The 26,345-nt window shown below is 70.5% G+C and carries 27 protein-coding genes and 1 pseudogene; 14 read left to right on the top strand and 14 right to left on the bottom strand.

What is annotated here, in order from left to right:
• Positions 1-51 precede the first annotated feature (51 nt).
• On the top strand, positions 52-582 hold the full coding sequence (locus G6N45_RS17200) for a nitroreductase family deazaflavin-dependent oxidoreductase (protein WP_163723351.1): 531 nt from the start codon (positions 52-54) through the stop codon (positions 580-582).
• Here the strand turns inward: G6N45_RS17200 and G6N45_RS17205 are convergent.
• Positions 536-1,003, bottom strand: coding sequence for an SRPBCC family protein (locus G6N45_RS17205; RefSeq protein ID WP_163723352.1), 468 nt, complete (start codon positions 1,001-1,003; stop codon positions 536-538). The genes G6N45_RS17200 and G6N45_RS17205 overlap by 47 nt on opposite strands.
• Positions 1,004-1,069: 66 nt before the next feature.
• On the opposite strand from G6N45_RS17205, the gene G6N45_RS17210 reads away from it, so the two are divergent.
• Positions 1,070-1,636 (top strand): FKBP-type peptidyl-prolyl cis-trans isomerase, encoded by a 567-nt coding sequence (locus G6N45_RS17210; RefSeq protein WP_163723353.1) that lies wholly within the window; start codon positions 1,070-1,072, stop codon positions 1,634-1,636.
• Positions 1,637-1,642: 6 nt separating this feature from the next.
• Here the strand turns inward: G6N45_RS17210 and G6N45_RS17215 are convergent, their stop codons facing one another.
• Both G6N45_RS17215 and G6N45_RS17220 read right to left on the bottom strand, forming a co-directional pair.
• Positions 1,643-2,503 carry a MurR/RpiR family transcriptional regulator gene (locus G6N45_RS17215; RefSeq protein WP_163723354.1) on the bottom strand — a complete coding sequence of 287 codons (861 nt, stop codon included), beginning with the start codon at positions 2,501-2,503 and terminating at the stop codon, positions 1,643-1,645.
• A 5-nt stretch (positions 2,504-2,508) separates the two neighbouring features.
• Positions 2,509-3,303 carry a class II glutamine amidotransferase gene (locus G6N45_RS17220; RefSeq protein WP_163723355.1) on the bottom strand — a complete coding sequence of 265 codons (795 nt, stop codon included), beginning with the start codon at positions 3,301-3,303 and terminating at the stop codon, positions 2,509-2,511.
• A 127-nt stretch (positions 3,304-3,430) separates the two neighbouring features.
• Here G6N45_RS17220 and G6N45_RS17225 point away from each other — a divergent pair, with 127 nt between their 5' ends.
• Genes G6N45_RS17225 through G6N45_RS17245 form a run of 5 tightly spaced genes read left to right on the top strand, consistent with a single transcriptional unit; the run spans position 3,431 to position 10,185 of the window.
• Positions 3,431-4,738: a type I glutamate--ammonia ligase gene (locus G6N45_RS17225; protein WP_163723356.1), complete on the top strand. Its 1,308-nt coding sequence runs from the start codon at positions 3,431-3,433 to the stop codon at positions 4,736-4,738.
• A gap of 16 nt (positions 4,739-4,754) precedes the next feature.
• A complete protein-coding gene (locus tag G6N45_RS17230; protein ID WP_163723357.1) occupies positions 4,755-6,275 on the top strand; it encodes an APC family permease in 1,521 nt (506 codons plus the stop codon).
• Positions 6,272-7,579 (top strand): aspartate aminotransferase family protein, encoded by a 1,308-nt coding sequence (locus tag G6N45_RS17235; RefSeq protein ID WP_163723358.1) that lies wholly within the window; start codon positions 6,272-6,274, stop codon positions 7,577-7,579. The genes G6N45_RS17230 and G6N45_RS17235 overlap by 4 nt, the downstream gene beginning before the upstream one ends.
• The gene (locus G6N45_RS17240; RefSeq protein ID WP_163723359.1) at positions 7,566-8,741 is read left to right on the top strand and encodes an amidohydrolase family protein; all 1,176 of its coding nucleotides are present in this window, start codon (positions 7,566-7,568) and stop codon (positions 8,739-8,741) included. Before G6N45_RS17235 ends, G6N45_RS17240 begins: the two co-directional genes overlap by 14 nt.
• Positions 8,731-10,185 carry an aminotransferase class I/II-fold pyridoxal phosphate-dependent enzyme gene (locus G6N45_RS17245; protein WP_163723360.1) on the top strand — a complete coding sequence of 485 codons (1,455 nt, stop codon included), beginning with the start codon at positions 8,731-8,733 and terminating at the stop codon, positions 10,183-10,185. The genes G6N45_RS17240 and G6N45_RS17245 overlap by 11 nt, the downstream gene beginning before the upstream one ends.
• Before the next feature lie 12 nt (positions 10,186-10,197).
• Here G6N45_RS17245 and G6N45_RS17250 read toward each other — a convergent pair whose 3' ends face one another.
• Complete coding sequence (locus G6N45_RS17250) at positions 10,198-10,770, bottom strand: TetR/AcrR family transcriptional regulator (protein WP_163723361.1); 573 nt, start codon at positions 10,768-10,770, stop codon at positions 10,198-10,200.
• A gap of 94 nt (positions 10,771-10,864) precedes the next feature.
• Between G6N45_RS17250 and G6N45_RS17255 the strand changes: the two genes are divergently transcribed.
• Positions 10,865-11,737, top strand: coding sequence for an SDR family NAD(P)-dependent oxidoreductase (locus G6N45_RS17255; RefSeq protein ID WP_163723362.1), 873 nt, complete (start codon positions 10,865-10,867; stop codon positions 11,735-11,737).
• Between the two features lie 18 nt (positions 11,738-11,755).
• Here G6N45_RS17255 and G6N45_RS17260 read toward each other — a convergent pair whose 3' ends face one another.
• Together G6N45_RS17260 and G6N45_RS17265 are read right to left on the bottom strand one after the other, a co-directional pair.
• Positions 11,756-12,193 carry a VOC family protein gene (locus G6N45_RS17260; RefSeq protein WP_163723363.1) on the bottom strand — a complete coding sequence of 146 codons (438 nt, stop codon included), beginning with the start codon at positions 12,191-12,193 and terminating at the stop codon, positions 11,756-11,758.
• Positions 12,193-12,837: a dihydrofolate reductase family protein gene (locus G6N45_RS17265; RefSeq protein WP_163723364.1), complete on the bottom strand. Its 645-nt coding sequence runs from the start codon at positions 12,835-12,837 to the stop codon at positions 12,193-12,195. Before G6N45_RS17265 ends, G6N45_RS17260 begins: the two co-directional genes overlap by 1 nt.
• A gap of 292 nt (positions 12,838-13,129) precedes the next feature.
• Here G6N45_RS17265 and G6N45_RS17270 point away from each other — a divergent pair, with 292 nt between their 5' ends.
• Together G6N45_RS17270 and G6N45_RS17275 are read left to right on the top strand one after the other, a co-directional pair.
• Positions 13,130-14,320, top strand: a complete 1,191-nt coding sequence (locus tag G6N45_RS17270; protein WP_246228708.1) for a lycopene cyclase family protein — start codon at positions 13,130-13,132, stop codon at positions 14,318-14,320.
• Between the two features lie 27 nt (positions 14,321-14,347).
• Complete coding sequence (locus tag G6N45_RS17275; RefSeq protein ID WP_163723365.1) at positions 14,348-14,992, top strand: pyridoxamine 5'-phosphate oxidase family protein; 645 nt, start codon at positions 14,348-14,350, stop codon at positions 14,990-14,992.
• A 12-nt stretch (positions 14,993-15,004) separates the two neighbouring features.
• On the opposite strand, the gene G6N45_RS17280 is transcribed toward G6N45_RS17275, so the two are convergent.
• Positions 15,005-15,811: a YhjD/YihY/BrkB family envelope integrity protein gene (locus G6N45_RS17280; RefSeq protein WP_163723366.1), complete on the bottom strand. Its 807-nt coding sequence runs from the start codon at positions 15,809-15,811 to the stop codon at positions 15,005-15,007.
• A 45-nt stretch (positions 15,812-15,856) separates the two neighbouring features.
• On the opposite strand from G6N45_RS17280, the gene G6N45_RS17285 reads away from it, so the two are divergent.
• Positions 15,857-16,543, top strand: a complete 687-nt coding sequence (locus G6N45_RS17285; RefSeq protein WP_163723367.1) for a CDP-alcohol phosphatidyltransferase family protein — start codon at positions 15,857-15,859, stop codon at positions 16,541-16,543.
• Here the strand turns inward: G6N45_RS17285 and G6N45_RS17290 are convergent.
• Together G6N45_RS17290 and G6N45_RS17295 are read right to left on the bottom strand one after the other, a co-directional pair.
• Positions 16,446-17,993: a phytoene desaturase family protein gene (locus G6N45_RS17290; protein ID WP_163723368.1), complete on the bottom strand. Its 1,548-nt coding sequence runs from the start codon at positions 17,991-17,993 to the stop codon at positions 16,446-16,448. The two genes, G6N45_RS17285 and G6N45_RS17290, sit on opposite strands and share 98 nt — an antisense overlap.
• Positions 17,990-19,123 (bottom strand): glycosyltransferase family 2 protein, encoded by a 1,134-nt coding sequence (locus tag G6N45_RS17295; protein ID WP_197746845.1) that lies wholly within the window; start codon positions 19,121-19,123, stop codon positions 17,990-17,992. Before G6N45_RS17295 ends, G6N45_RS17290 begins: the two co-directional genes overlap by 4 nt.
• A gap of 98 nt (positions 19,124-19,221) precedes the next feature.
• Between G6N45_RS17295 and G6N45_RS17300 the strand changes: the two genes are divergently transcribed.
• Together G6N45_RS17300 and G6N45_RS17305 are read left to right on the top strand one after the other, a co-directional pair.
• Positions 19,222-20,043 carry a carotenoid biosynthesis protein gene (locus G6N45_RS17300; protein ID WP_246228709.1) on the top strand — a complete coding sequence of 274 codons (822 nt, stop codon included), beginning with the start codon at positions 19,222-19,224 and terminating at the stop codon, positions 20,041-20,043.
• A complete protein-coding gene (locus tag G6N45_RS17305; RefSeq protein ID WP_163723369.1) occupies positions 20,040-21,602 on the top strand; it encodes an FAD-dependent oxidoreductase in 1,563 nt (520 codons plus the stop codon). Before G6N45_RS17300 ends, G6N45_RS17305 begins: the two co-directional genes overlap by 4 nt.
• 8 nt (positions 21,603-21,610) lie before the next feature.
• Here G6N45_RS17305 and G6N45_RS17310 read toward each other — a convergent pair whose 3' ends face one another.
• From G6N45_RS17310 to G6N45_RS17325, 4 genes and pseudogenes are all read right to left on the bottom strand, one after another.
• A complete protein-coding gene (locus G6N45_RS17310; RefSeq protein WP_163723370.1) occupies positions 21,611-22,057 on the bottom strand; it encodes a VOC family protein in 447 nt (148 codons plus the stop codon).
• Positions 22,058-22,271: 214 nt separating this feature from the next.
• Positions 22,272-22,562 (bottom strand): annotated as a pseudogene (locus G6N45_RS17315) (putative quinol monooxygenase).
• A 101-nt stretch (positions 22,563-22,663) separates the two neighbouring features.
• Complete coding sequence (locus G6N45_RS17320; RefSeq protein WP_163723371.1) at positions 22,664-22,954, bottom strand: hypothetical protein; 291 nt, start codon at positions 22,952-22,954, stop codon at positions 22,664-22,666.
• A gap of 115 nt (positions 22,955-23,069) precedes the next feature.
• Positions 23,070-24,686, bottom strand: a complete 1,617-nt coding sequence (locus tag G6N45_RS17325) for an NAD(P)/FAD-dependent oxidoreductase (protein ID WP_163723372.1) — start codon at positions 24,684-24,686, stop codon at positions 23,070-23,072.
• Positions 24,687-24,886: 200 nt separating this feature from the next.
• Here G6N45_RS17325 and G6N45_RS17330 point away from each other — a divergent pair, with 200 nt between their 5' ends.
• Positions 24,887-25,846, top strand: coding sequence for an esterase family protein (locus tag G6N45_RS17330; protein WP_163723373.1), 960 nt, complete (start codon positions 24,887-24,889; stop codon positions 25,844-25,846).
• A 115-nt stretch (positions 25,847-25,961) separates the two neighbouring features.
• On the opposite strand, the gene G6N45_RS17335 is transcribed toward G6N45_RS17330, so the two are convergent.
• Entirely contained in the window at positions 25,962-26,228 is a 267-nt protein-coding gene (locus tag G6N45_RS17335) for a hypothetical protein (RefSeq protein ID WP_163723374.1), read from the bottom strand.
• Between the last annotated feature and the right edge of the window lie 117 nt (positions 26,229-26,345).

The following is a 26,345-nucleotide window of genomic DNA, read 5'->3' on the forward strand; positions in this document are numbered from 1 at the left end:
ACGGTTACGGCTCACGGTGGCACGGTGCCGGCTCAGATACCCTCGCCAAGCATGGGCATCCCCGAGGTCGAACCGACAGCGCCGTCGCCGCTGTTCAAGGCAGGCGCCAAGCTGATGGGCACCGACGCCGCGCGCCGGTTCCTCAAGCGGTACGGCTGGCGCATCGACCGGGCCGTCATCAAGCTGACGAACGGGCACGTCTCGATGTCGCTCGTGCTTCCCGAAGTGCTGCTCACCCACACCGGCGCGAAGACAGGTCAACAGCGCAGCACGCCGCTTACCTACTTCACCGATCGCGGCCGGGTCATCACCATCGCCTCCAACTACGGCGGCGAGCGCCATCCCGCCTGGTACCACAACGTCAAGGCGCATCCGCACGTCACGCTGTCGGCACGCGGCTACAGGGGCACGTTCGTCGCCGAAGAGATGACCGGCGCCGAACGCGACCGGCTGTTCGACTTGGCGAAGCGGTTCGTGCCGAACTATGCCGACTACGAGCGGATGGCCGGCGGACGGCGGATCCCGGTCGTGGCTTTCACGGAGACGACGTTTCGGCCGCCAGCCGGGCCAACGTGTCGCTGAGCTGGTCCTCGGTCACCAGCGGGAACTTCACCTTCTTCAGCAGTTCCTTGTCGGTGACTTTCGACCAGTCGTAGGTGTGGCGGACCAGGGTCTCGTTGGGGCCCTGGGCTTCCAACTCCCACAGCCATTCCCAGCCGGGAGGCTCGGTCCCGGCGGGCGCCGTCTTCCACGCCAGAAGCTTGTCCTTGACGTACCCGGAGACGTGGTTGTCCGTCTTGTACTCCCCGCCCATGTGGTCGCCCTGCATGTTCATCGTGAACACCTCGCCGACCTTCTGGATCCGGTCGGCGTGGTCCACGCTGCGGATGAATCCGGATCCGTCGAGCGCCGGATGCCGCTGGGGATTCGACAGCACGTCGAAGACCGCGTCGGCGGGCGCGTCGATGCTTCGTTCAACTGTGACTTTGTTGTCGTCGCTCATGTCTCCGGCATGCCCGCACCCAGCCCGTGCCCAAACCTGTCCCGCAGCGGCGGTAGCGTGGTGCCGATGAAATTCCGGAGCCTGCCGCCCTCGTTCACGTTCGCCGTCTGCGCCGTATCGATCGCGGCACTGACCGCTTGCGGCTCCGCGCCCTCGTCGGAAGCGCAGGCGCCGGCCTGCCCGACCGCCGCGCCTGAGAGTGCCGGCACGCCGGAATGGACGCTGCCTGGCACGACAGGCAGCGTCGCCGTCACCGGATCGACGGACACCGCAGCTCCCGTGGTCACCGTGACGCCACCGTTCAGCGTCGCGGAGACGCGGGTGCACACGCTGCAGGCAGGCTCCGGACCAGTTGTCGCCGACACCGCAACCGTGTCGGTCTGCTACATGGGAGTCAACGGTCGCGACGGCTCGGTGTTCGACAGCAGCTACCAGCGCGGCACCCCGGTGGATTTCCCGCTAAACAGCGTGGTGCCCGGCTTCCAGAAGGCCATCGCCGGTCAGAACGTCGGATCCACCGTCGCGGTCGCGATGAACTCCGCGGACGGCTACCCCGAGGGCCAGCCCGGCGCCGGCATCCTGCCCGGCGACTCACTCGTCTTCGCGATCAAGATCCTCGACGTCACCGGCTGAGTTCCGTCACGGCAGCACCTCGCCGCGACGACGCTCCTCCCACAGCGCCATCCGGGTCCGCGCCGCCTCTCCGAGCGCATCCATCACCAACGGGATCAGCAACTCGGTGAGCAGGAATCCTGCCGACATGCTCTGGTACACGGTGCCGACGGTGCTCGACGCGGCCAGCACCACCTCGGCGTCCGGCGCCACCGGACAGGCCATGTCGTCGGTGATCAGCAGCAGGGTCGCTCCGGCCCGGTGCACGTCGGCCGCCAGCTCTGCGGCGCTGCGGTGATAACGGTGATAGTCGAACAGCACCACGACATCTCGCCGGGTCAGGTCCATCATCGTGCCGAGGTCCCTGCCCTTCGGGTCCGACAACAGCCGCACCCCGGGGCGCAGCTGCTCGAGATGGGCCGCCAGGTACACGGCGAGCAGATGGGAGAACCGGCCGCCGTGCAGGTGCAGCGGGCGCGACGCGTCGGCCATCAGCGCCACCGCGGCCTCGAGCATGGGTGCCGGCAGTCGCGCCAAAGTCTCTTCAGCGCAGGCGTTCTGAGCCCGCGCCTGATGTAGGAGGCGGTCGAGCGGACTGCCTGCCGGCGGTGCGTCGGCCAGCCGCGTCAAAGGGCCGCTGGACTGCTGGGTGAGTTCGGCCCGCAGTGCCACCTGCAGGTCGGTGAAGCCGTCGTAGCCGAGCGACTGCGCGAAACGCAGCACCGTCGGCGGACTGACCTCCGCACGCTCGGCGAGCCGGGCGGCACTGGCCAAGCCGGCGCTGGGGTAATCGGCGAGCAGCGCGCGGCCCACCCGCCGTTCGGCGCGGCTGAGCCAGGCCAGCGCGGCGTTGGTGCGGGCCGCCACCGTCTCGCCGCGTTCGTCCATGCAGGTCAATCTGCCATGATCGGCACGACCGTCACCGACAAGTCCTCCAGCGACACCGCCGCGACGCTCTCGGGCGGGAGCGGGCTCCAGTCCAGATCTCCGAACCCCGTCGAACCGATCACCACGGTCGCCTCGTCGGGCCGGGCGATCCTCAACGAGAAGTAGTCCTCGAGGTGCTCGGCCGGTAGATCGGTGGCGCTGATCTCTTCGATGTCCTCGTCGAGCAGCCTGCTCCTGGCGTGGGCGTGCACCGCGATGAGGTGGCCCTCCCCCAGCATCAGAGCGTTCAGGCTGGCGTCGGGGTAGATCTGCCGGAGTTCGGCGACCGTCCGCCGCACCGCCTCGACGAGATCCGGTGCCGCAGGCCGATGCTGGCGCATCAAGGCGAAATAGCGTTCGCTGTCGGTGGTGCCGCGCAGCGTCGCCGCCATGCTCGGTTCGAGCAACGCCTCGAGTGCGCCGATCGGTTTGATGGACCCGTTGTGGGCCATCGCCAACCCGTCGGCGGCGAACGGATGCGAGTTCTCCGGCTGTACGGCCAGCCCGTTGGTCGCCCATCGCAGATGCACGACCGACCCCCGGGCGGACTCTTTGGTCGCGGTGCCGAAGCGGGGGTCGTCCAGGGCGCTGTCGGCGGAAACCTCCACGCGTGGTGTGTCATCAGCGTCGCAGACCGATGCCACTCCCCAGCCGTCGCCGTGAATCTTGGTCAGCGCAAGGAAGTCCGTGAGCACCGAGTCGCCGACGGTGTCGGCGACCGAGGTCGGCAGCACCGACGCGACACCCAGCAGACGGCACATCCGCATCTCCGTTCACCCGACGACACGATCTAATGAATCGATCATAAAGGTCGGGAATTAAAGACGCTGAAACATTTATGACATAGCGTGAATCCCGACACCAACCGTTGGAGGAAGTTCGTTGCCCATGGGACACCCCGACCTGCGTGCTGAGGGCGTGGCCATCGTCGCCGGCTCGGTGACCGATCTGGCCGGCGTCACCAGAGCCAAGTACGTGCCCGCCTCGCGGCTGGACGCCTTTGCGCGCTCGGGGATGGGGGTCTCCCCCTCCTGGAGCGTCTTCTGCGTGGACAGCGGCATCGCGTTCACCCCGACCATCGGCGTGGCCGGCGACCTACGGATCCGCATCGACCCCGACGATCTGCGGGTCGTCGAGGACGGGGTGGCGTGGGCGCCGGGTTCTTTGAACGACCAGTACGGCCGGCCGGCTCCGCTGTGTACCCGCACGCTGCTCGCCCGATATGAACGCGCCGCCGCCGACCGTGGCCTGGACGTCCGCATGGGCGCGGAACTGGAATGCACCATGCTCGCGGCCGACGGCGGCCCGGCCACCACCGAGGCGTGGTCTCCCTACGGCATCAGGACCTCGCTGGACCGGTCGGCATTCCTTGTCGACCTGGCCGGCGCCGCCGAGCGCGCCGGCCTGCCGGTCGAGCAACTCCACACCGAGTACGGCCACGATCAGTTCGAGATCTCGCTGGCCCCCGATACGCCGGTGGCGGCCGCCGACGCCGTCATCCTCGCGCGGATCGTGCTCAGCCGCGCCGCGGCCCGGCACGGACTGCGAATCTCGTTCTCGCCGGTGCCTTTCGACGGTGCCGCAGGCAACGGCGCACACCTGCACCTGTCGCTGTCCGACGCCGACGGTCCGCTGCTCTCCGGCGGGGACGGTCCGCGCGGGCTGCGCACCAGCGGTGCCGCCGCCGTCGCCGGGGTGCTCGACACCCTTCCCGACCTGATCGGTCTCTACGCCGGATCGGCCGTCTCGGCGCTGCGGCTCAAGCCCGGCAACTGGGCCGGAGCCACCGCATGCTGGGGGTTGGAGAACCGGGAGGCGGCGGTGCGGTTCATCGCCGCCACCCCCGGGAACCCGCACGGCGCCAACATGGAGCTGAAACTCATCGACCCCAGCGCCAACCCCTACCTCGCCGCCGCCGGATTCCTCGGCAGCGCACTGCGCGGGATCGACCGCACCCTCGACCTCCCCGAGGAGATTCCGGAGAACCCGGCACAGTCCGGTGTGCCGACCCGTCCCCTCCCCCCCGCCCAGCGGGAGGCGCTCGACACCATGGAGACCTCCGAGGCCGCCGCCGAGTTGCTCACCCCGGAAGTTCTCGACGCCCTTGTCGCCGTGCGCCGCTACGAATGCACGACGTTCGGCGACTTGCCCCCCGCTCAGATCTGCGACGCCCTCCGGCTCGCCTGGACCTGCTGAAGTGAAGGAGAACCCCATGACATCGGAAGCCGCGGAAACCTCAGAGCAACCCGACCAGATCCCGCACCGCCGGCTGCCGTTCTGGGTCGCGCTCGCGTTGTCGGTGGCACTGGTCGGTCCGACCCTGGCCATGTCCGGCAACGGCCAGGGCCTGATCGGGACCGTCGGCAAGTCCATTCCGCTGGTGTTCCTGATCGGTCTGGTCGGCGTCTCGCTGGTCGGCTACAGCTTCGTGCGGCTCACCCGGCACCTCAACCACGCCGGATCGGCCTACGGGCTGGTGGGCGGGACGATCGGGCCGCGCACCGGCTTCTTCTCGGGCTTCGCGATGCTCGGCGCCTACTGGGGCTTCTCGATCGGCACGCTCGCGTTGACCGCGGCCTTCGTGAACTCGTTCATCGCGGCGCTTCAGCCCGGCAGCGACAACCCCTACCAGGTCCCCTGGCTGCTGGTCGTGGTGATCGGCGCTGCCATTTCGTTCCTGTTGTCCGGCAGGGACATCCAACTGCTGGCCAAGATCCTGCTCGCCATCGAGGGCATCGGCATCCTGGCGATGATCGTGCTCGTGGTGGCGATCTTCGCCAAGGGCGGCGCCCCCTCGACGGGCATCGACTTCTCGGTGTTCTCCTTCTCCGGCGGCGTCTCCGCGTCGGCGGTGCTCGCCGGCGTGGTGGCGGCGTTCCTGTCCTGGGCCGGATTCGAGGCGTGCGCGTCGATGGGCGAGGAGACCGACGACCCGAAGCGCAACATCCCCCGAGCCCTGGCCGGAACACTGATCCTCACCGGCGTGCTGTTCGTCGTCGTGATGTTCGCCCAGGTGGTCGGATTCGGCACCGACGCAGCGGGACTCGAGGCGTTCCAGGGTTCGGGTAACACGCTCGGCGATCTCGGCGGCACCTACATCGGCCAGTGGTTCTCGCTCGTGATCATCTTCACCGCGATCGTCTCGGCGTTCGGCTGCCACCTGGCGACCTCGGCGACGTCGGGCCGCATGCTCTACGCCTTCGGCCGTGACGGATTCGGCCCGAAAGCGTTGGCGCACATCCATGCCGACACCGGCGGTCCGCGCCGGGCGACCTGGCTGGTGGTGGTGGTCGCCCTGGTGGTCGATCTGATCTGCGGGGCGATCGGCTGGCCCGACATGGGCACCGGCAATCCCGCGATCGACACCTATTTCCTGTTCGCGGTCGCCGGCTCGGTGTGCCTGATGGTGTGTTACCTGCTCGTCGAGATCGCCGCGGCCTACTTCGTCGGCGCGCCGAAGTTCAGGTCGGTGCACGGTGGCACGGGCAAAGTGCCCGGCCTGGCGCTCCCCCTGCTCGGTGCGGTCGTAATCGTCACCGTGCTGTGGTTCAACGTCAAGGACGCCGACAGTTGGTCGGCCGCACCGCTGCTCGGTCTGTACTGGTGTGTGCTCGGCCTCGTCATCGCGGTCGCGCTGTCCGGCATCGCCAAACGCGTGGGCGAATCGCTGGCGGTCGAACTCGAGCTCGCGCCACGCGGCGCCGGTGCGGCCGAACCGACTCGCCCCGCGTGAGCACGCTCTACGCCCGCGACGCGGCCGCCATCGCGGGCATCGAGAAGCTGCGGTTCTTTCCGCTCGAAGTGCAGTCCGGACACGGGTGCACGCTCACCACGCCCGACGGCCGTGAGCTGCTCGATCTGTCCGCGACGTGGACGGCCTCCGGGCTGGGGCACGGTCACCCCGCGGTCGTGGAGGCGGTCAGTCGCGCGATCCGGGACGCGCCCGGATCCGGCGGACTGTCGGCGGTGCACCCCGACTCCGTCGGGCTCGCCGAAGACCTGCTCGCGTTGGTGCCCGGCGAGGGTGAACGCCGTGTCTACCTCGGGCACGCGGGCTCCGACGCCAACGACGTCGCGCTGCGCGCGTGCCGGCACGCGACCGGGCGGCGCACCGTGGTCGCGTTCGAACACAGCTACCACGGTGGGGTCGGCATCGCGATGGGCGTCTCCGGCGTGCACGTCGACGCCGGCGCACCCGCCGATCCCGACGCGGTGTTCCTCTCCTACCCCAACCCGTTCCGGCCCGGCCCGGACGGTGTCGAGGCCGATGTCGAAGCCTGCCTGGCGCTGGCCGAGCAGCACCTGGGCGGCGGTCGCGTCGCGTGCCTGATCGTCGAACCGATCCTGTCCGACGGCGGCTTGGTGGTGCCCCCGGACGGCTTCCTGGCGCAGCTGCACGAGGTGTGTCGCCGGCACGGGGTGCCGATGATCTGCGACGAGGTCAAGATGGGCCTGGGCAGGCCCGGCACCCTGCACGCCTTCGAGCACGACGGCGTGGTGCCCGACATCATCACGTTCGGAAAGGTGATCGGCGGCGGGCTGCCGCTGTCCGCCGCGGTCGGACCCGCCGAGATCCTCGACAACCCGCCCGCGGCCGCGCTGCTGACGACGGCGGGTAACCCGGTGTGCGCCGCTGCGGGACGCGCAGTCCTCAAGGCCATCGTCGACGAAGGCCTCGTTGACAACGCCGCCACGGTTGGTGCAGCGCTGGCGGATTCGCTGCGCGGACTGGCCGACTCCCCCGGCGGTGACCGGATCGGCGACGTCCGCGGCCGGGGTCTGGCCATCGGCGTGGAACTGGTGGACCCCGCAACAGGTGACCGGGACCCCCGGCTGGCCGCCGCGGTGGTCTACCGTGCTTGGGAGTTGGGTGCGGTCGTCTACTACGTCGGCGGCAACGTCCTCGAGATCACCCCGCCGCTGGTACTCACCGAGAGCCAGGCGACGCAGGCGGCGGAGATCCTCGGGGCGGCGATCGGCGACGCGGCCGCAGGGAAGGTCGACGCCGAGGAGGTCGCGAAGTATGCCGGCTGGTGAACTGCAGGACGTGTTCGACGGCATCGAGACGCAGGTCCCTGACGGCCTCGCCGACCACCTGCGCACCGTCACCCTGATCGACCACCACGTGCACGGCACCTTCACCGAAGCCGTGGACCGGGCCACCTTCGAGTTCTCGATCAACGAGGGTTCCAACGATCCGGTGCCGTCCTGGATGACGCAGTTCGACTCGCCCCTCGGACTGTCGATACGGCGTTGGTGCGCACCACTTCTCGGCCTCCCGCCCCGTGCCGACGGCGAGGAGTACTGGAAGCGCCGCTGCGAGTTCGGTCCCGACGAGCTGGCGACGTCGATGTTGCCGGCCGCCGGTGTGTCACGTTGGATCGTCGACACCGGCTTCAAGGGTGACCGGATCACCTCGCACGGCCGTCTCGCCGAACTGGCCGGTGGGCAGTCCTCGGAGATCGTGCGGCTCGAACGGGTGGCCGAGGATCTGCTCGAGGACGGGACCGCACCGGAGGACTTCCCCGACGCGATGCGCGCGGCTCTGGCACGCGCGGCCGACGACCCGGTGGTCGTGGGCACCAAGACGATCGTGGCCTACCGCACCGGTTTCGACATCGACTGGAGCGTGCCGACCGACGCCGACGTCGTGACCCGCGCCCGGGAGCTCCTCGCCCGGCCGGGCGCGCCGCGCATCGACGACCCGGTACTGATCGCGTTCGGTGTGCACGAGGCCGCCGCCCACGGCCTCCCGATCCAGGTGCACGTCGGGTTCGGCGACCGTGACCTGGATCTGCACCGCTGCGACCCTCTGCTCCTCCTCCCGCTGTTGCGCAGCATGCCGACGGTGCCCGTGCTGCTGCTGCACTGCTACCCGTTCCACCGCCAAGCCGGTTATCTGGCACAGGCTTTCGATCATGTGAACTTCGACGTGGGGCTGGCGATCAACTACCTGGGGCCCCGCTCGACGGGCCTGGTGGCGGAGGCGCTGGACACGGCGCCCTTCGCCAAACAGCTGTACTCGTCGGACGCGTTCGGCCCACCGGAGCTGCACGTGCTGGGGTCGGTGCTGTGGCGGCGCGCCATGGGGCTGGTGCTCGGCGAGTGGGCCCGGACAGGTGACTGCGCCGAGGCCGACGCGATCCGCATCGTGGACATGATCGGCGTGAGCAACGCGCAGCGCGTCTATGGGCTCTGACCACACCCGCGCGCCATTGTTCGCCTCGCTGCGCGAGTTCGTCGATCGCGGGCAGGCGCCGTTCTACTCTCCCGGTCACAAGGGCGGCCGCACGCTCGACCCGTGGCTGCGGGAGAACATAGCCGCACTGGATCTGAACAATCTGCCCGACACCGACACGCTGCACTGCCCGGAGGGGCCGATCCTCGAGGCGGAGCGGCTGATCGCCGATGCGTGGGGCGTGCCGCAGAGCTTCGTGATGGTGCAGGGGTCGACGGGCGGGAACATCGCGGTGGCGCTGACGGCGCTGCGCCCCGACGAGCCGGTTCTGGTTGCGCGCAACGCCCACAAGTCGGTGCTGGCGGGCCTGGTTCAGGTGGGCGCCCGGCCGGTGTGGCTGGAGCCGCGCTGGGATGCCGAGTTCGGGGTCGCGCACGGACTCGACGCCGACGTCGTCGAGCGGGCCTTCCAGACATCCGGAGCCAAGGCCCTGTGGGTGCTGCACCCGACCTACTACGGCACGACCGGTGACATCGCCGCGCTGGCCGAGGTGTGCCGCCGCTACGGGGCACGGTTGCTCGTCGACGGTGCGCACTCGCCCCACTTCGCGTTCCACCCGGACCTGCCCACGCCGGGCGAACAATCCGGTGCCGCCGCCACCGTGCAGTCGGTGCACAAGATCCTGTCCGGACTGAGTCAGGCCGCGGTGCTGCACGTCGACACCTCCCAGCTCGACGAGGCGTCGGTGCGGCGGTCCCTGCAACTCGTCCAGACCACCAGCCCGCACTTCGCGATCATGGCTTCGATCGATCTGGCGCGCCGGCAGATGGCGCTCGACGGCCGCACCCTGCTCGACGCCGCGCTGACCCGGGCGCGCGCAGCCGCGGAGCGGCTCACCGGGATCCCGGGCCTGACGGTGCTGCGACCGCACCATCTGGCCGGGCCCGGCACCGGTCTGTGCCAGCTCGACGAGACCAAGCTGCTGATCGGGACCGCCGCCCTGAACGCCGATGCGCGGCAGATCCTGGCCCGGCTCAACCACCTTCACGGCGTGCAGCCCGAACTCGCCGGAAGCGGACACATCCTGTGCATCAGCACCATCGGCAACACCGCACACGATTTCGACCGGCTGACAACGGCTTTCGCGGAAGTCTCGGTGCATTTCGGGCGACGCGACACCGGCCGGGCGCCGGCGTGGACCGCTGACCTGCTCGCGGTGCGGCCGGATGTGGTGCTGACGCCGCGCGAAGCATTCTTCGCCGACGCCGACAGGGTCGCGTTGGCCGACGCCGCCGGACGCATCGCCGCCGAGGCCATCACCCCCTACCCGCCCGGCATCCCGCTGGTCATGCCGGGCGAGCGGCTCGGGCAGGACGTCATCGACCTGCTGGTGGCGCTGCGCGCGGCGGGCAACCCGATCAGCGCGTCGGATCCGACGCTGACCGTCGTCACGACCGTGCGCTGACCTGTAACGGCGCTACGGCGCCCCGATGAGTGCGGTGAACGCCGCCTCCAGCACGGTCTGCAGTTCGCCGGGGTTCGCGTGTGCCAGCGTGCTCGTGCCGACGACGCTGCGCATCAGCAGCACACCAGAGATCGTCGACAGGATGGCTTCCCCACGCAGGTGTGCCCCCGGGCCCGCCAGTTGTCGGGTCAGTCGCCGGCCGACGTGGCGTTCGATGGCGTCGCGCACGATCTCGGTGGCACGGGGGTTCGAGAGGGAACGCAGCATGATCAGAAACGGCTCGGGCGGGTCGGCTCGCGGATCAGTGTGCGCGACCAGTGCGGCGGCCACCTGGCGCGCCAGATCTGCCGCCTCGTCGACGACGAAAACCGGTTTTGAGAAAGACATCTCGACCGCCTCGACGAACAACTGCTCCTTCGATCCGAAGTAGCGATTCACCAGCATCGCGGTGAAGCCGGCATCGGCGGCGATGTCCCTCACGCCCGCGCCGTCGTAACCGGCCCGCGCGAAATGGCGGACGGCGGACTGCAGAATCGCCGCGCGGGTGGCGACCGCATCGCGGCGGCGCGGGGACGTGGACGGCATGCCTCAGGGTAATGGAATAAACGGCACAAAGTCTACATTCGTAGACATAGGGTGTGCGAGTCGATTTGGCCACCATCACAGGAAAGGGATTGTCATGACGAACCCATCGAAGGTCTTTCTGGTCACGGGCGCCTCCCGGGGCCTCGGACGTCACCTCGTCGACCGGGCGCTGGGCGCCGGACACAGCGTCGTCGCCGGCGTGCGGTCGCCCTCCGCACTTGCCGACCTCGCCGCCCGACACCCGGATCGGCTCGCCGTGGTCGAACTGGACGTCACCGACGCCGACCACGCCCGTGCCGCCGTCGCCACCGCGGTCCGGCGATTCGGGCGGCTCGACGTCCTGGTCAACAACGCCGGCTATGCGAACATGGCCGCCATCGAGGACGTCGACATCGAGGACTTCACGGCGCAGATCGACACGAACTTCTTCGGCGTCGTTCGGCTGACCCGGGCCGCGATACCGGTCATGCGGGCCCAACGGTCCGGCCACATCGTCCAGATCTCCTCTGCAGGAGGACGATTGACGCGCCCCGGCCTCGCCGCGTACCAGTCGGCCAAGTGGGCCGTCACCGGATTCTCCGGCGTGCTGGCTGCCGAAGTCGCCCCACTGGGCATCAAGGTCACCGTCATGGAGCCGGGCGGCATGCGCACCGACTGGGCCGGCTCGTCGATGCGGATCGACGAGGTGCGCGATGAGTATGCGAGCACCGTCGGCGCGGCGGCGCGGATGAGTCGATCCAGCAGCATCGGTGCCAGCGATCCCGCCAAGGTTGCCGATCTGGTGCTGCAGATCGTCGACATGGCCGAGCCGCCGGCCCGGCTTCTGGTCGGGCCCGACGCCTATGACTACGCCACGGCCGCAGGGCGTGCGCTGCTCGCTGACGACGAACGGTTCGAAGCCCTGAGCAGGTCGACCGCGGCCGACGACGTGACCGCAGAGCAGCTCGATCCGCTCAACAATGCTTGACCCGAGGCGATTTCGGTGTCACTCCTTCGTCAGCTTCTCGGCGAGCATCACAAGGATGCCGCTGGGCCCGCGCAGATAGGTGAGCTTGTAGAGGTCCCGGTAGGTCGCCACGCCGCGCAGCGGATGGCAGCCGTGCCGTGCGGCGATCGCCAGGGCGTCGTCGATATCGTCGACCGAGAAGGCGACCCGGTGCATGCCGATCTCGTGGGGAAGGGTCGGTGGCGACGGGATCGCCTCCGGGTGGATGTACTCGAACAGTTCCAGGCGGCCCTGACCGTCGGGCGTCTGCAGCATCGCGATCTTCGCGTGATTGCCGTCCAGACCGACCGCGGTGTCGGTCCACTCTCCGCTGACGGTGTCCCGGCCCACGACCTCCAGCCCCAGATCGGTGAAGAAGGCGATCGTCGCTTCCAGGTCGGCGACCGCGATGCCGACGTTCTCGAGTGCGATGGCCATCAGTCGGATGTCACCGATGCAGGTGTGGCCCGCCGGATGACGCGGAAGCGCAGATGGGCCACCCCCGGCGCGTCGAGTACCCGCTCGAGTTCGAGTTCGGGTGTACCGGCGTCGAAGCCGTCGAAGAGCCGTTCGCCGGAGCCGAGGATCACCGGGCTGATCTGCAGATCGATCTCGTCGACCAGTCCCGCGTCGATCGCCTGGCGGGCACACGATGCGCCGCCGGCGATCGAAATGTCCCTGTCCCCGGCGGCGGCTTGCGCTCGAGCGTAAGCCGATTCGATGCCGTCGCTGACGAAATGGAAGGTCGTTCCGCCGGCCATCTCGATCGGGTCACGGGGATGGTGGGTCAGGACGAACACCGGACAGTGGTACGGCGGCTCCTCACCCCACCACCCCGTCCAGACGGAGCCCGTCCAGTCGCCGCGGATGGGCCCGAACATGTTGCGGCCCATGATCGTCGCGCCGATACCGTCCATCATGTCGGAGACGACCTGCCGGTTGACTGGATCGTCTTTGGCGGGGCCGAGATGCCAGCGGTGGAGCTGCTCGCCACCGACGCCCAGGGGGTGATCGCGGCTTTGATTCGGCCCGGCGACGAAGCCGTCGGCGGACATCGACATCGACAGGTTGGTTCTGGGCACAGGGCCTCCGTTGCGCTCGTTCGGTCAACCACGATTCTGACTGCCGCGGGCGGGCGAACTCATCGCCGTCACTGGAGAACGCTCAGGACGAACGCGCTCACCAGTCCGACCGCCACGACGGGCAGGCACCGGCGTACCACCGCGAAGAGCCACCATGCGACCCGGATAACCGCCAACGGCGGGATCGAACCCTTCGGCGGCGCCGCCTCGCCCGTCGAACTGCTACCTTCGCGGACGAGACAGCCGACGCTCGGTGTCCTTTCGACGAGCTTGTGGGGCGATGATGGGACAGATGGACGTGTTGGTGGTCGGCGGCGGCCCCGCCGGGACGGCACTGGCCGGCGCTTGCGGGCGGGTCGGGCTGTCCACCGGTCTGGTCGACCTCGCCCCTGGCCGGCCGTGGACCGCGACCTACGGCATGTGGAGCCGGGAACTGCTCGCCGATCTGCCTGCCGACGTGGTGGCCGCACGGGCCGCCGGCCGGGTGACGGCGCTGACCGACCACCACCTGGGCTGGGAGTACGCCGTCCTGGACGTGCCCGCCCTGCAGCGCCACCTCACCGACGGGCTGGCCGGTGTCACCGTCTACGCCGGGCGCGTGGTCGGCGCATCCGGGAACGGCGCGGTCACCTTGGCCGACGGGTCGCAGCTGCGCGCGTCGGTCGTTGTCGACGCCGGCGGTCAGGCGCGTCCGCTGAACGCCCGGCGGCAGCGCCGCACCCGGGCAGCGCAGACGGCCTACGGGGTGTTCGTCGACGAAGCCGCTGCCGCACCGCTGATCGTCCCCGGCGAGGCCCTGTTCATGGACTGGCGGCAGGACCACGGCGAAGCCGGTTGGCCCACCTTCCTCTACGTCGTCCCCCTCGGCGGCGGGCGGGTGCTGCTGGAGGAGACCTCGCTGGCCCGCCGGCCAGGTCTGCCGATGTCCACTCTGCGTCGCCGGCTCTACGCCCGGCTGGCGCACCACGGCGTCATCCCGCCGGACGGCGTTGCGACCGAGAAGGTGGCGTTCCCGGTGGATCAACCGCGGCACCGCGCGCCCGGCGTGCTGGGGTTCGGCGCCGCGGCGCCGCTGATCCACCCGGCGACCGGCTTCAGCCTGGCGGCGTCGCTGCGGCTCGCGCCGCAGGTGGCCGCAGCGTTCGCCGCGCACCTGCCCGACGACCCGGACCGCGCACTGGCGGAGGCGCGGAACACCGTGTGGCCGCTGTCCGCGCGGGTGGTCCACCACGTGCGGCGTGTCGGCCTTGAAGCGCTGCTGCGGATGCCCCCGGCGGAGGTGCCCGGGTTCTTCGAACAGTTCTTCGCCCTTCCCGAGTCCCACCGCTGGACCTACCTGACCGCCCGGGACGACGTTCGCGGCATCGTCGAGGCGATGACCTGCCTGTTCCGCACGTCGAACGGCCGGCTGCGGGGGCACCTCGTCAAGCCCGCGTTGCTGCCGCCATTGCAGACCAACGACCACGCCACCTCGCACGTGTGAGTCGACCGGAGTCGCTAGCCTGACGCCATGACACCGTCCACCCGGGTGACCAGGCTGCCGGAGAAGCAGCGCGACAGCCGCGCCGAGTTGTATGCGCTGCTGGACAGCACGCCGCTGGCGACCGTCGCTGTCATCAGCGACGGTCATCCTGCGATCTTCCCGACCGGATTCGCCCGTGTCGCAGACGAACTGGTGATCCACGGCTCGACCGGCTCGCCGTGGCTGCGCGCACTCGCCGCGGGTGCCCCGGCGGCGGTCTCGGTCACCACGCTGGACGGCATCGTGGTGGCGCGCAGCGGCTTCGAGTCGTCCTTCCACTACCGCAGTGCCGCGCTGTTCGGCACCTTCACCCCGGTACCCGACGCCGACAAGGTGCGGTACCTGGAGACGCTGACCGACGCGTTCATCCCCGGCCGGGTGGCCGAATTACGGCCCAGCACACGCAAAGAGGTCGCGGCGACGTTGGCGCTGCGGCTCGACATCGGCGCTGACAACTGGTCGCTGAAGGTCAGTGACGGCTGGTCGGAGGACCCGGAGGACGACGTCGCCAGCGGTGCGTGGGCCGGTGTGGTGCCGTTGACGGTCCGGGCGGGAGCGCCCCGCCCGGCGCCCGACGTGCCTGCCGGCATCCCCGTTCCCCCGTCGGTGCGGGCGCTGTCGAGCGCGGACTGACCCGATGGCAGCTCAGCCGGTGCGGTTGAGCTGATCGAGCACCACGGTGGCGCGGAATCCGCACAGCACGAGGATGTGCATGATGTAGAGCCACAGCGCCAGAGCGGTCACGGCCCCGACGATCGGCAGTCCGCCGAACGGCGCCGACCACGGGATCGGGATCGCCAGGAACAGCACGAAACCCTGCAGGAAGCCCGCCAGGATCGAGCCGGTGCCGAAGGCGCCCACCGCGAGCGCCCGCCACCCGATTCGTCCAGGACCGATCAACCCGAACACGCCCAGCAGCGCCGTCGACACCGTGATCCAGACGATGTGGAACGCCGCGATCACGCCCCACACCGTCGACCATCCGCCGCCCGCGTAGAGCGGACCGACGTACGGCGCGGACAACAGCACCGCGAGCACCAGGAACGGCGCGACCGCGGCCACGCCCAACAGGCCTGCCCGGCCGCGCCAGCCGGTCAGCGTGTCGGGCGCCGCCGTCATCTGCACGAACGCGCGCCGCAGTCCCTCGCCGTAGAGGCTCGCCGGGAACAGCACCACCAGCGCCTGCACCCACGACATCGACAGCGCCACCCGGGTCAGGGTGCGTAACGCCTCCGGGGTGCCGTGACCGCCGGGCAGGCCGTCGATCCCGGCGTTCATCGCCGTCGTCACCGTGTCGTGCCCAGCCAGCGCGCCGACGGCCCACAACGCCGCCAGGGCCAGCGGGACCAGACCGATGACACCGAAATACGTGGCGCCCGCCGCCCACAGGGCGAGGTCGCTGCCCGGGAAGGTGGTCCGTACACCGGAGGCGAACTGGCGCAGCCGACTCACGGCATGTCCCCCGCCGTCGGGTGCGCGCGCTGGCAGGCTGGCCCCATGACATCCGACGACCCCGCGCGCGGCGCCGACGACGCCGGGTGGTCGCAGCTGCACGGTGGCGTGCAGCCGTCGCCGGTGGTGCGCGGCTGGTTGCGAATGGTGCGTGTGCTGGCGTCCGGCCCGATCGCCCGGATACCGCCCGACGTGCTGTCGGTGGCCGGCGTGGGCGCGCTCGCGGCGGCCTGGGCCGCCGTCGCGGGACCGGGCTGGCCCGTCGCCGTCGTCCCGCTGGTGTTGCTCGCGGGCATCCTCGACGGACTCGACGGCGCGGTCGCACTGCGCACCGGACGGGCCCGTCCGCTCGGCGCGGTCGTGGACTCGGTCGCCGACCGGATCGGCGATCTGCTGCTCGGTGCCACCCTGTACGCCCTGGGCGCGCCGGCGGCATGGGTGCTGGCCGCGGTGGCGCTGGTGCTGCTGCTGGAGTACCTGCGGGCACGCGCCCAGGCGGTCGGGATGCCGGGCGTCGGATGCGTCACCGTCGCCGAGCGACCCACCCGCCTGATCGTGGTCGGGCTGGCCGCCGGCGGCGCGGCGGCGTTCCCCGAGGGCGTGCCGCCGCTGGGCTGGAGTTGGGCCGGCATGTTCACGATCGTGTGGACCGCCGTTGGGCTCGTCGGGCTGGCCCAGTTGCTGCGCGGCGTCCGGCGCTCGATGCCGGCGTCGTTCCCGCCGGACCGATGAGTCCGGCGACGATCTCGGCCGACATCAGCACCAGCGGGATGCCGCCGCCCGGATGCGCCGACCCGCCGACGAGGAACAACCCCGGGACCGGGCTGCGGTTGGCCGGCCGGCGCAGCGCGGCGCGCGGTCCGTGCGACGCGGTGCCGTAGATCGCGCCGCCCGGCGCGCCGGTGCGGCGTTCGAGGTCTGCCGGCGTGATGATCTCGGTGAAGCGCAGCCGCGGCCGAACGTTGACGCCGCGCTCGGCAAGCACGTCGAGCACCCGGTCGGCGTAACGCGCGGCGACACCGTCGGAGTCCCAGTCGACCCCGCGCGCCGGGTCGTGCGCCGGTGTGTTCACCAGCACGAACCATCCCTCGGAGTCCTCGTCGGGACGCAGCGCCGGGTCGTCGGGGGCGTGCACGTAGACGGTCGGGTCGACCACGGGGCGCGGGTCTGGGCCGAAGATGGCGTCGAACTCCGCGTCGTAGTCGTCGGGGAAGTAGATGCGGTGCGCCGCACCCGGCACGCGACCCGACAGCCCGAGCAGCATCACGAACCCGGCCATCGACCGGGGCGTGCGGCGCAGCGCCCGGGTGATCCGCGTCGGCGCGCGGTCGATCAGCCGCCCGTACAGCAGCGTCGCATCGGCATCGCTGACCACCGCGTCCGCCGGGATCTCCCGGTCTGCGCACCGCACCCCGCTGACCCGTCTCCCCGTCATCAGCAGCTCGTCCACCGTCGTGCCCGTTCGTATCTCGACACCCAGGTCGCCGCAGCGGCGGTCCAGCGCCTCGACGATGCGGCGCAGACCGCCCGGCACGTACCACGCACCGAACTCCTGCTCGACGAACGCGGTCACCGCGAGGACCGACGGTGTGCGACGCGGATCAGACCCCGAGTACGTGGCGTAGCGGTTGAGCCACATCCGCAGTCGCGGGTCGGTGCACGCGCCGCGGCCCAGCCCGTCGATGGTGCGCCACGGCGCCACCGCCCGGAGGTCGGCAGGCCAAATGCTCATCCGCGCCAACCGGGTCAGCGAAACCGGCTGTCGCAGAACGGGTTCGGCGACCAGATCCCACAGCCGGCGGGACCGCTCATGCAGCCGCCGCCACGACTCCCCCGCACCGTGGCCCAGCGCCGCGTCGATCGCGGCGGGTATCTGCGCGCCGTCGTGGGGCAGCAGCATCTCGGTGCCGTCGGCGAACCGGTACGCGCAGGCCGGGTCGACCGGTGTCACCGCCAGATCCGCCGGGCCGCCGGTGTCGTCGAACAAGTCGGTGAGCAGGCCCGGAAGCGTAAGCAGCGAGGGGCCGGTATCGAAGACGAACCCCTCACGCTCGATCACCCCGAGCTTGCCCCCCACCGTCGGTGCCGCCTCGCACACGGTGACGCGGTGCCCGAGCGCGGCCAGCCGGGCCGCGGCGGCCAGCCCGCCCAGACCCGCCCCGACGACCACCACCCGACTCATACCGGCCGCCCCTTCCAGCGCAGGGTGCCGCGCAACCGCCCGGCCCACGACGACGCGAGCAGACCCGTCAACGCCACGATCGACAGCGGATGCGCGGCTGCGTCGAGCACGTCCGCCACTGCACCGCGGCCGCACCACCGCCGAGCCGACACCCGGCCCACGACGCCCGCGGCGTAACCCAGCGCACCCACCCGCGACCCGGCCACCGCCGCGACCGCGGGGACGACGTAGACCACGCACAGCGCCGCAACGACCGCGACCGCCCCCGCCGGTGACCCGAACGCCGCCCACAGCGACTTGCGGTACCCCTCGCTGAGTTCGCGCCCCGTGGCGTACATCCGGCAGGTGGCGACCGCCGACCCGTCGGCGACGCCGGTGCGGCCCCCGGCCGTGCGCACTGCCCGCGCCAGCGCGATGTCGTCGAGCACCTCGCCCGCCACCGCCTGCCAGCCGCCGGCTCGGGCCAGTGCCGCCGCGTCGACCACCAGGAACTGCCCGTTGGCCACCGCCATCGACGGGCGGCGGGACCGCTCGGCCAGGCGCAGTGGCAGCGTGGTCAGCCACGACCACGCCAGCAGCGGTTGCAACAGGCGCCCGAGCACCCCGACGGCCACCTGTCGGGGCCAGGCGCTGACGAGCGCCAGCGCGCGGGGGCCGCGCAGCAGAGGGGCGACCGCGGCGACGGCGTTCGGGGCGAGCACGACATCCGCGTCGACGAACGCCAGGATCTCGCCGCGCGCGGCGGCGGTGAGCTGGGCGCACGCGTGCGGCTTGCCCAGCCACCCCGGCGGTGTCGGCGACCCGGTCAGGATCTTCAGCCGCGGATCGTCGTCCGCGGCCCGGCGGACCGCCTCGGCGGTGCCGTCGGTGGAGCCGTCGTCGAGGACGAGGATCTCCACATCGGTCAGGCCGCGCTGGGCGAGCACCGACCGGATCGTCGGTGCGATGCGGTGCGCCTCGTCGCGGGCGGGAATCAGCACCGACACCACCGCGCCGACCGAAGCGGGATCATCGGGAAGCCGCCGCAGCAGCCGAAGATTGAGCAGTTCATGAGCGGTACCCAGGCAGGCGAGCGCGGATCCGGCGGCCACGACGGCGCGTAGGATTTCGGCAGGGCGCGCATCGGGCACCTGCAAACTCTACGCAGGCCCACGATGCCAGGTGTAGAAGCCAGCTTCGGCGGCATGCGCCGCGGCGGCTGACAGACTGGAAAGTGGAGGTTCTGCGGGTGGCGGTTGCGGTGCCCCTCGCGCCGGTGCGCTCCGGACATGCGGTGTGGACGATGGTGGCGTCCGCCATCGCCGTGCAGATCCTCTACCCCCTGATGCCTGAGGCGTGGCGCACCGAAGTGACGGTGCTCAGCGTCGCCATCTTCTTCCTGGCCTCGCTGGCCGACACCGGCCGGGTGCACGGGCTGCGCGGCGCGCTGACCCTCGCCGTGGTCGCAGGCGGCGGCGGTCTGGTCGCCGAGTCGGTCGGTGTCGCCACCGGGTGGCCGTTCGGGCACTACAGCTACACCGGGACACTGGGCACCGAGCTCGTCGGTGTCCCGGTCATCGTGCCGATGGCCTGGGTGATGATGGCGTGGCCGGCGCTGGTGGTCGGCCGCACCCTGGTGCGGCGCGGCCCCGCGGTGGTGGCCGTCGCCGCCTACGCGTTGACGGCATGGGACGTGTTCCTCGACCCGCAGATGGTCGCCGCGGGCCACTGGACCTGGCTGGACCCGCACCCCACCCTGCCGCTCATCCCGGACATCCCGCTGTCCAACTACGCCGGGTGGCTGTTGGTCTCCCTCGTGATGATGACGGCCCTGCACCTGCTTCTCCCGCCGTCGCGGGCCTCGACGCCCTCGTGGCCGGCGGCCGCGCTGTACCTGTGGGTCTACTTCTCCTCGGCGATGGCCCACGCCGCCTTCTTCGGGCTGCCCGGCTCCGCGCTCACCGGGGGCGTGCTGATGGGGGTCGTCGCCGTGCCGTTCGCGATCGAAGTGGTCGCCGTGCTGCGGCGGGCCCGCCGGCAGCCACCGATTCCCGAGGAGCCGTCGCCATGACCAATGCCCTGACCAGCCGCGCCGCTCCGCTGCGCATGCGTCCGCGGTCTCTGGTCACGCCCGACCCGCTGCAGCCGCATCAGGCGCCCGAGGGCACCGAGGCGGTGATCGTCGGCGGCGGCATCGCGGGCGTCTCCGCGGCGGTCGTGCTCGCCGAGCGCGGGGTTGCGGTCACCCTGCTAGAGGCGGCCGATCACCTGGGCGGACGGTTGGGCGCGTGGTCCGAGCGCCTTCCCGACGGCGCCGAGCAGATCATCGAGCACGGGTTCCACGCGTTCTTCCGGCACTACTACACGTGGCGGGCGATCCTGCGCCGCGCCGACCCCGAGCTGTCATTCCTCGCGCCGGTGAAGAGCTATCCGGTGATCTCGGCGGACTGGCCCGCCGAAGACCTGTCCGGACTGCCCGCCGCGCCGCCGCTGAACCTCCTCGCGCTGGCGCTGCGCTCCAAGAGCCTCACACGCCGCGAACTGATGACCGCCGACGCCGACACCGGGCGTGCGCTGCTCGCCTACGACCGCGCGACCACCTACGCCGAGTTCGACGACGTCGACGCTGCGACATTCCTCGACGGGTTCGGGATGAGCGAGCGCAGCAGAACCATGCTCTTCGAGGCCTTCGCGCGGTCGTTCTTCTGCAACCAGGGTCAGCTGTCCGCGGCCGAGCTCGTCGCGATGTTCCACTACTACTTCCTCGGTAACCCCGAGGGTATCGGCTTCGACGTGCCCAGCACCGATTACGCCACCGCGATCTGGAATCCGCTGCGGAACCACCTGGAGCGGCACGGCGCCGACGTGCGGATGGGTGCACATGTCACGTCCCTGGAGCCGCAGGGCCACGGCTGGCGGGTGTCCACCGACGGCGACGCCGTCGACACCCGGCACTTGATCCTGGCTCTCGACCCCGGGGCCCTCTCATCGTTGGTCGGCGGTTCGGCAGCGACGGCGCAGGCCGCCCCTTTGCTCGCCCGCCGCTGCGACAACCTCGTGGTGGCGCCGCCGTTCGCGGTCAGCCGGATCTGGTTCGACCGCGACGTCGCGCCGAACCGCGCCCCGTTCAGCGCCGTCAGCGGACAGCCCACGCTCGACTCGATCGCCGTGTACTCCCGCCTCGAGGAGCCCAGCATCGAATGGGCGCGGAACACGGGCGGTTCGATCGTCGAGCTGCACTCGTATTCGTGCCGCCTGCCCGACGCCGCCAGCGCCGCCGCCGCGCTGCGCAGCGAGCTGGCCATCCTGTGGCCGGAGACCGTCGACGCGACGATCCTGCACACCCACGATCGGCTCGAGGCCACGGCGCCCGCCTTCCCGCCCGGCTCGGCCGGGATGCGGCCGGGGGTGCGCACCGATGCGCGCGGGCTGCGTCTGGCCGGCGACTACGTCGACACGCGATATCTGTCGGGACTGATGGAGCGGTCGGCCATGTCGGGCGTTCTCGCCGCCAACGACGTGCTCGCCGAACTCGGCGTCGCGGCCGAGCCGATCCTCGGGGTGCCACAGCGCGGCCTGCTGGCCGGGGTGCCGCGAATCGGCGGCCGGGCCGGCCGCCCGGCCCGGTAGCGTCGGGCTCAGCGGCCGGGCAGTCGGGTGGTCACCTCTTGGAGCACCCACTCGTTTCCGTCGGGATCGCCGAACGTCGCCAGCGAGGTGTAGCTGCCCCCCTGCGCGCCGGGCCCGGCGACGCGGCCGACGGTGCCTGCCCGCTTGAACACCCCGGACTCGTCGTGGAACACCTCACTCACCTCGACGCCGCGGGCCAGCAATTCCTCGCGGGCGGCGAGGATGTCGTCGACCACCAACAGCAGTCCCTCGACCGACCCGGGGCCGGCACCGGAGACCCCGTCGCCGAAGATGACCGAGGCGGGTGAGCCGGGTGGGGTCACCTGGATGATGCGGTAGCCGTCGGCCACGGTGAAATCGGCGTCGAGCCGCCAGCCCAGCCGGTCGTGGTAGAAGCACAGTGCCTTGTCGACGTCCGAGACGGGCACGATGACGACCTCGAGTTTGAAATCCATTGTGAATCAGCCACTTCCATACTCATGTCAGAGCCGTGGCGAAACGCGGTTCGACGGTGTCCTGACCGGCATGCCACCGGAATGATGCTGTAACGCCAGAATGTGCGCCCCGCATTCCCCGCGTTCGTCGTAGGCTCGCTCACCATGATCCTGGTGTCCTCACCATGGCGATGGCGTCACCGCGATGGCCAACGGAGGGTGATGGGTCGGGTGATCAGCCGAAAAGTGTTCGGGCGCCGTTGATCCGGTATTCCGCCACCGACGCGGACCGGATCGCGGCCAGTTGCTCGTCGCTGGGACCGCTGCTCCTGAACGCCTCGACATCAGCCGGGGATTCCCACTGCTCCTAGACGTTGATCCGGCCGGGGTCCACCAGGTCCGCGGAGATCGCGAAATCGAGGCAGCCGGGCGCTGCCCGCGCCTGCCGCACCACGGTCGCGCAACCCGTGAGGTAGGACTGCCGGTCGGCGGGATCGACCATCAGGTGTCCGGCGACGATGATCATCGGCGTGCTTGTCGGTTCGCCCATCACGAGGGATGGACCTCAGCGGTCCACCGGACTCATCGATCAGCGGCGGCTGCGGTGCGCAGCCGTCGCATGGTCGGCTACTCGTGTTCCTCGTCGGACCTGCTCAACGCCCGGTCGGCGCTGCGCACCAGGTTGCGGTTGAACTGGTACTGAGCGGCCACGAGCGTGTCCGCGAGCTCGATGGCAGCGTCGACGATCTTGTTCCGCAGCGGCTGGACCGCCTCGGGAACCGCCTCGTCGACCGTCTGCCGGAACAGTCGCAGCGCCTCGGCGACCGCGTGCTGGCCGATCTTGGCCGATTCACGGACGTCATCGAGAAGCTCACCGGAATGCGTTGCGGGCTTCGGTGTTTCGGATACCTGGGTCATCATGGGTCCTTTCGAGCGGTGTGGTCCCCCACGCTCGACGCTAAGCGCGCAGACCCTGCCGCGGTACGGACCAAGGTCCTCAATGGGCCGCCGACGGTCTCCAGGGGTCGCCCGATCAGCCGCCCAACTCGGTGACCGCCGTGTCGAGCGCCGCCGCCTGCGCGGAGAGCTCGGCTTCATCGAGGTCCGTGGTGCCGCCCGTGCGCTCCAGCAGCGTGGATCGCGAGATCACCTCCATCGCTCCGCGGAACGCGTCGTCGTCGAGCGCCTCGCGCGGGATCACCTCGGCGCGGCCCTCGATCAGAACCAGCAGGGCATCGGAATCAGCGGTCAGCAGGCGGTGCACATCATCAGTCGAGATCGTCATCCCCGACGGGTGCCCCGCCACGGCCGTTTCACTCCCGTCGACCGATTCGTCGCAGTTCGACCACGTGTAGAGCTGTTCGGGAGTATTGGCGGCACCGAGCATGAACGCCCGGTGATAGCGGGTGGTCCGCGCGATCGTGGCCAGCCAGGTCGCCACCGTGCTGACCCTGTTGCTCAGGCCGGTGAGGAAGGCGATGTGGAGCACGCCCCAGGCCAGCCAGCCGGGGAACCCCGACATCTTCAGCCGTCCGACCTGCAGCAGAGCGTTCCCGTGGCTGATGTAGGCCGCCGACCCGAGGTCGCGGTAGCGATAGTCGCGGCGGGGCCGGCCCGCGAGTTCCCGGCGGACGCACGTGGCGACGTGCAGGCCGCCCTGCATGGCGTTCTCGGCGACACCGGGCAGGTTGTCGCGGCCCACCAAGTCGCCGATCACGAAGATCTCCGGGTGCCCGGGGACCGACAGGTCGGACGCGACCGCGATGCGGCCGGCCCGGTCGGTCGTGACCCCGAGCACCTCGGCGATGTGCCGGGCGAACGGCACGGCCTCGACGCCCGCGGTCCACAGCACCGTGCGGGCCTCGTAGTGCTCGGCCGCGCCGCCGCCTTTGGGGGTGACGGTGACCCCGTCGCGGCGGACATCGGTGACGTGCACGCGCATGTGCAACTCCACGCCGAGCTTCTCCAGTGTCTTGGTGGCCTTCGCCGACAGATCGGGGGCGAACGTCTTGAGCACCCGGTCGCCGCCGTCGAAGAGCAGCACCCGGGCGTCCTCGGGCTCGATGCTGTGGAACTCGTTGGCCAGCGTCTGGGTGGCCACTTCGCGGATCTGTCCGGCCAGTTCCACCCCGGTCGGCCCGCCTCCGGCGACGGCGAAGGTGAGCCACGCGGTGCGCTCGGGGCCAGGTGGCACCGTCTCGGCGATCTCGAACGCGGTGAACAGGCGCTGCCGGATGCTGAGCGCGTCGTCGAGGGTCTTCATGCCGGGCGCCCACTGCGCGAAGCTCTCGTTGTCGAAGTAGGACTGGCGCATCCCCGCCGCGACGACCAGCACGTCGTAGTCGAGGGTGAACCGTGACTCGTCGGGCCGCATCGCGGTGAGCCTGCGCGCGTGCGGATCGAGTTCGACGGCCTCACCGAGCAGGATCGTCACATTGCGGTGGCGTGCGAATTCCTCGCGCAGCGGACGGCTGATGTGGCCGATGCTGAGCTTGCCCGTCGCGCACTGGTAGAGCAGCGGCTGAAACAGGTGCCCCGCCGCACGGTCGAGCAGGGTGACGTCGACGTCCGCGCCGCCGAGCCGGCGCGCACAGAACAATCCGCCGAAACCCCCGCCGATGATCAGCACCCTCGGGCGACCGTGACTCATCAGGGGAAGGCTAGTACCCGGCGAGGTCGGTTTCTGACGAAACCCGGCGGGGAGTAACGCCGATACGTCACGTGACGAAGTACTCGGCGCGGGCGGATGTGAAGCAAGGGCATCCTCGGCACCGCGGTGCCGACCGTAACCAGGCAATCCCGTGACGCGCGCCCGCAAGGGCGCGCGCTGTAGAGGACGGCAATACACGAATGAAATTTCTGCTCAACTTCAGGCGCCGGCTGCTCGCCGGCGCGATGGCGGCGCTGCTGCTGCCGGGTCTGGTCGCCGTGGCCGGTGGATCGGCGACGGCCGGTGCGTATTCACGGGCCGGGCTGCCGGTCGAGACGCTGATGGTTCCGTCCGCGGCGATGGGGCGCGACATCCCGGTCAAGTTCCAGGGCGGCGGGCCCAAGGCGGTCTACCTGCTCGACGGGCTGCGGGCACGCGACGACAACAGCGGCTGGGACATCGAGACCGCGGCGTTCGAGAACTACTTCGAGTCCGGGTTGTCGGTGGTCATGCCGGTCGGCGGGATGTCCAGCTTCTACACGAATTGGCAGCGGCCCGCTGTCGGGAACGGCACGACCTACAACTACCAGTGGGAGACGTTCCTGACCTCCGAGCTGCCTGCGTATCTGGCGGCCACCAAGGGCATCTCCCCCAGCGGTAACGCCGTCGTGGGTCTGTCGATGTCGGGCAGTGCGGCGCTGATCATGGCGGCCTACCATCCCGGTCAGTTCAGCTACGCCGGTTCGCTGTCGGGCTTCTTGAACCTGTCCCAGGGCATCTGGCCGACGCTGGTCGGATTCGCGATGCGTGACGCGGGCGGTTTCGACGCCACGGCGATGTGGGGTCCGGGCGGCGGTCCGGCATGGCAGCGCAACGATCCGACACTGCAGGCGGGGCGCCTGGTGGCAAACGGCACCCGAATCTGGGTGTACACCGGCAACGGCCGGCCGGGAGACCTCGGCGGCGGCGGCGACATCCCGGGTCAGGTGCTGGAAAGCATCACCCAGGACAGCAACAAGGCGTTCCAGAAGGCCTACACCGGCGACGGTGGCCGCAACGCCACCTTCAATTTCCCGGCCAACGGCACGCACGGCTGGGGGTACTGGGGTGCGCAGCTCAACGCGATGAAGCCGGACATCCAGCGCACGCTGGGGGTCTGACCTCGTCGCCCGAAAGCGGCCGGGGCGCAGTCACTCTGCGTCCCGGCCGCTGTCGTCTCATGAGAAAGCAACCACCGCAGACCCGTGCGGATCTGCGGTGGTCGCCTGGTGTCGATCAGTACGTCGGGACGAAGACGCCGTTGAGCCAGACGCCCCAGTGCTGCCAGCCCTGATCCCAGACCTGCGGGTTGCCCGCGGCCCAGACCGGGTCGACCGGCTTCGGCGGGGCCGAGGCCGGCGGGGTGCCGGTGCTCGGTCCGGCGGGCGGAACCGGCGGCGGGGTCCACCCCGGCTGGGCGGCAGCGGTTCCGGCGATTCCCATCGCACCGGCGGTGAGGCCGCCGAAGACGGCTGCGCCGGCGAGGATCTGAGTCAACTTCATCGGTAGAACTCCCATCCCGGGCCCGTCGGCCCGCAGTTCAATGAGTACAGCTAAGAACTAACCGCAACGTGTGTGGGATAAACGCATGCTGTGGCCGATCACACACCGGCTGCTTGA

Source organism: Mycolicibacterium psychrotolerans (genome assembly GCF_010729305.1).
Classification (GTDB): Bacteria; Actinomycetota; Actinomycetes; order Mycobacteriales; family Mycobacteriaceae; genus Mycobacterium; species Mycobacterium psychrotolerans.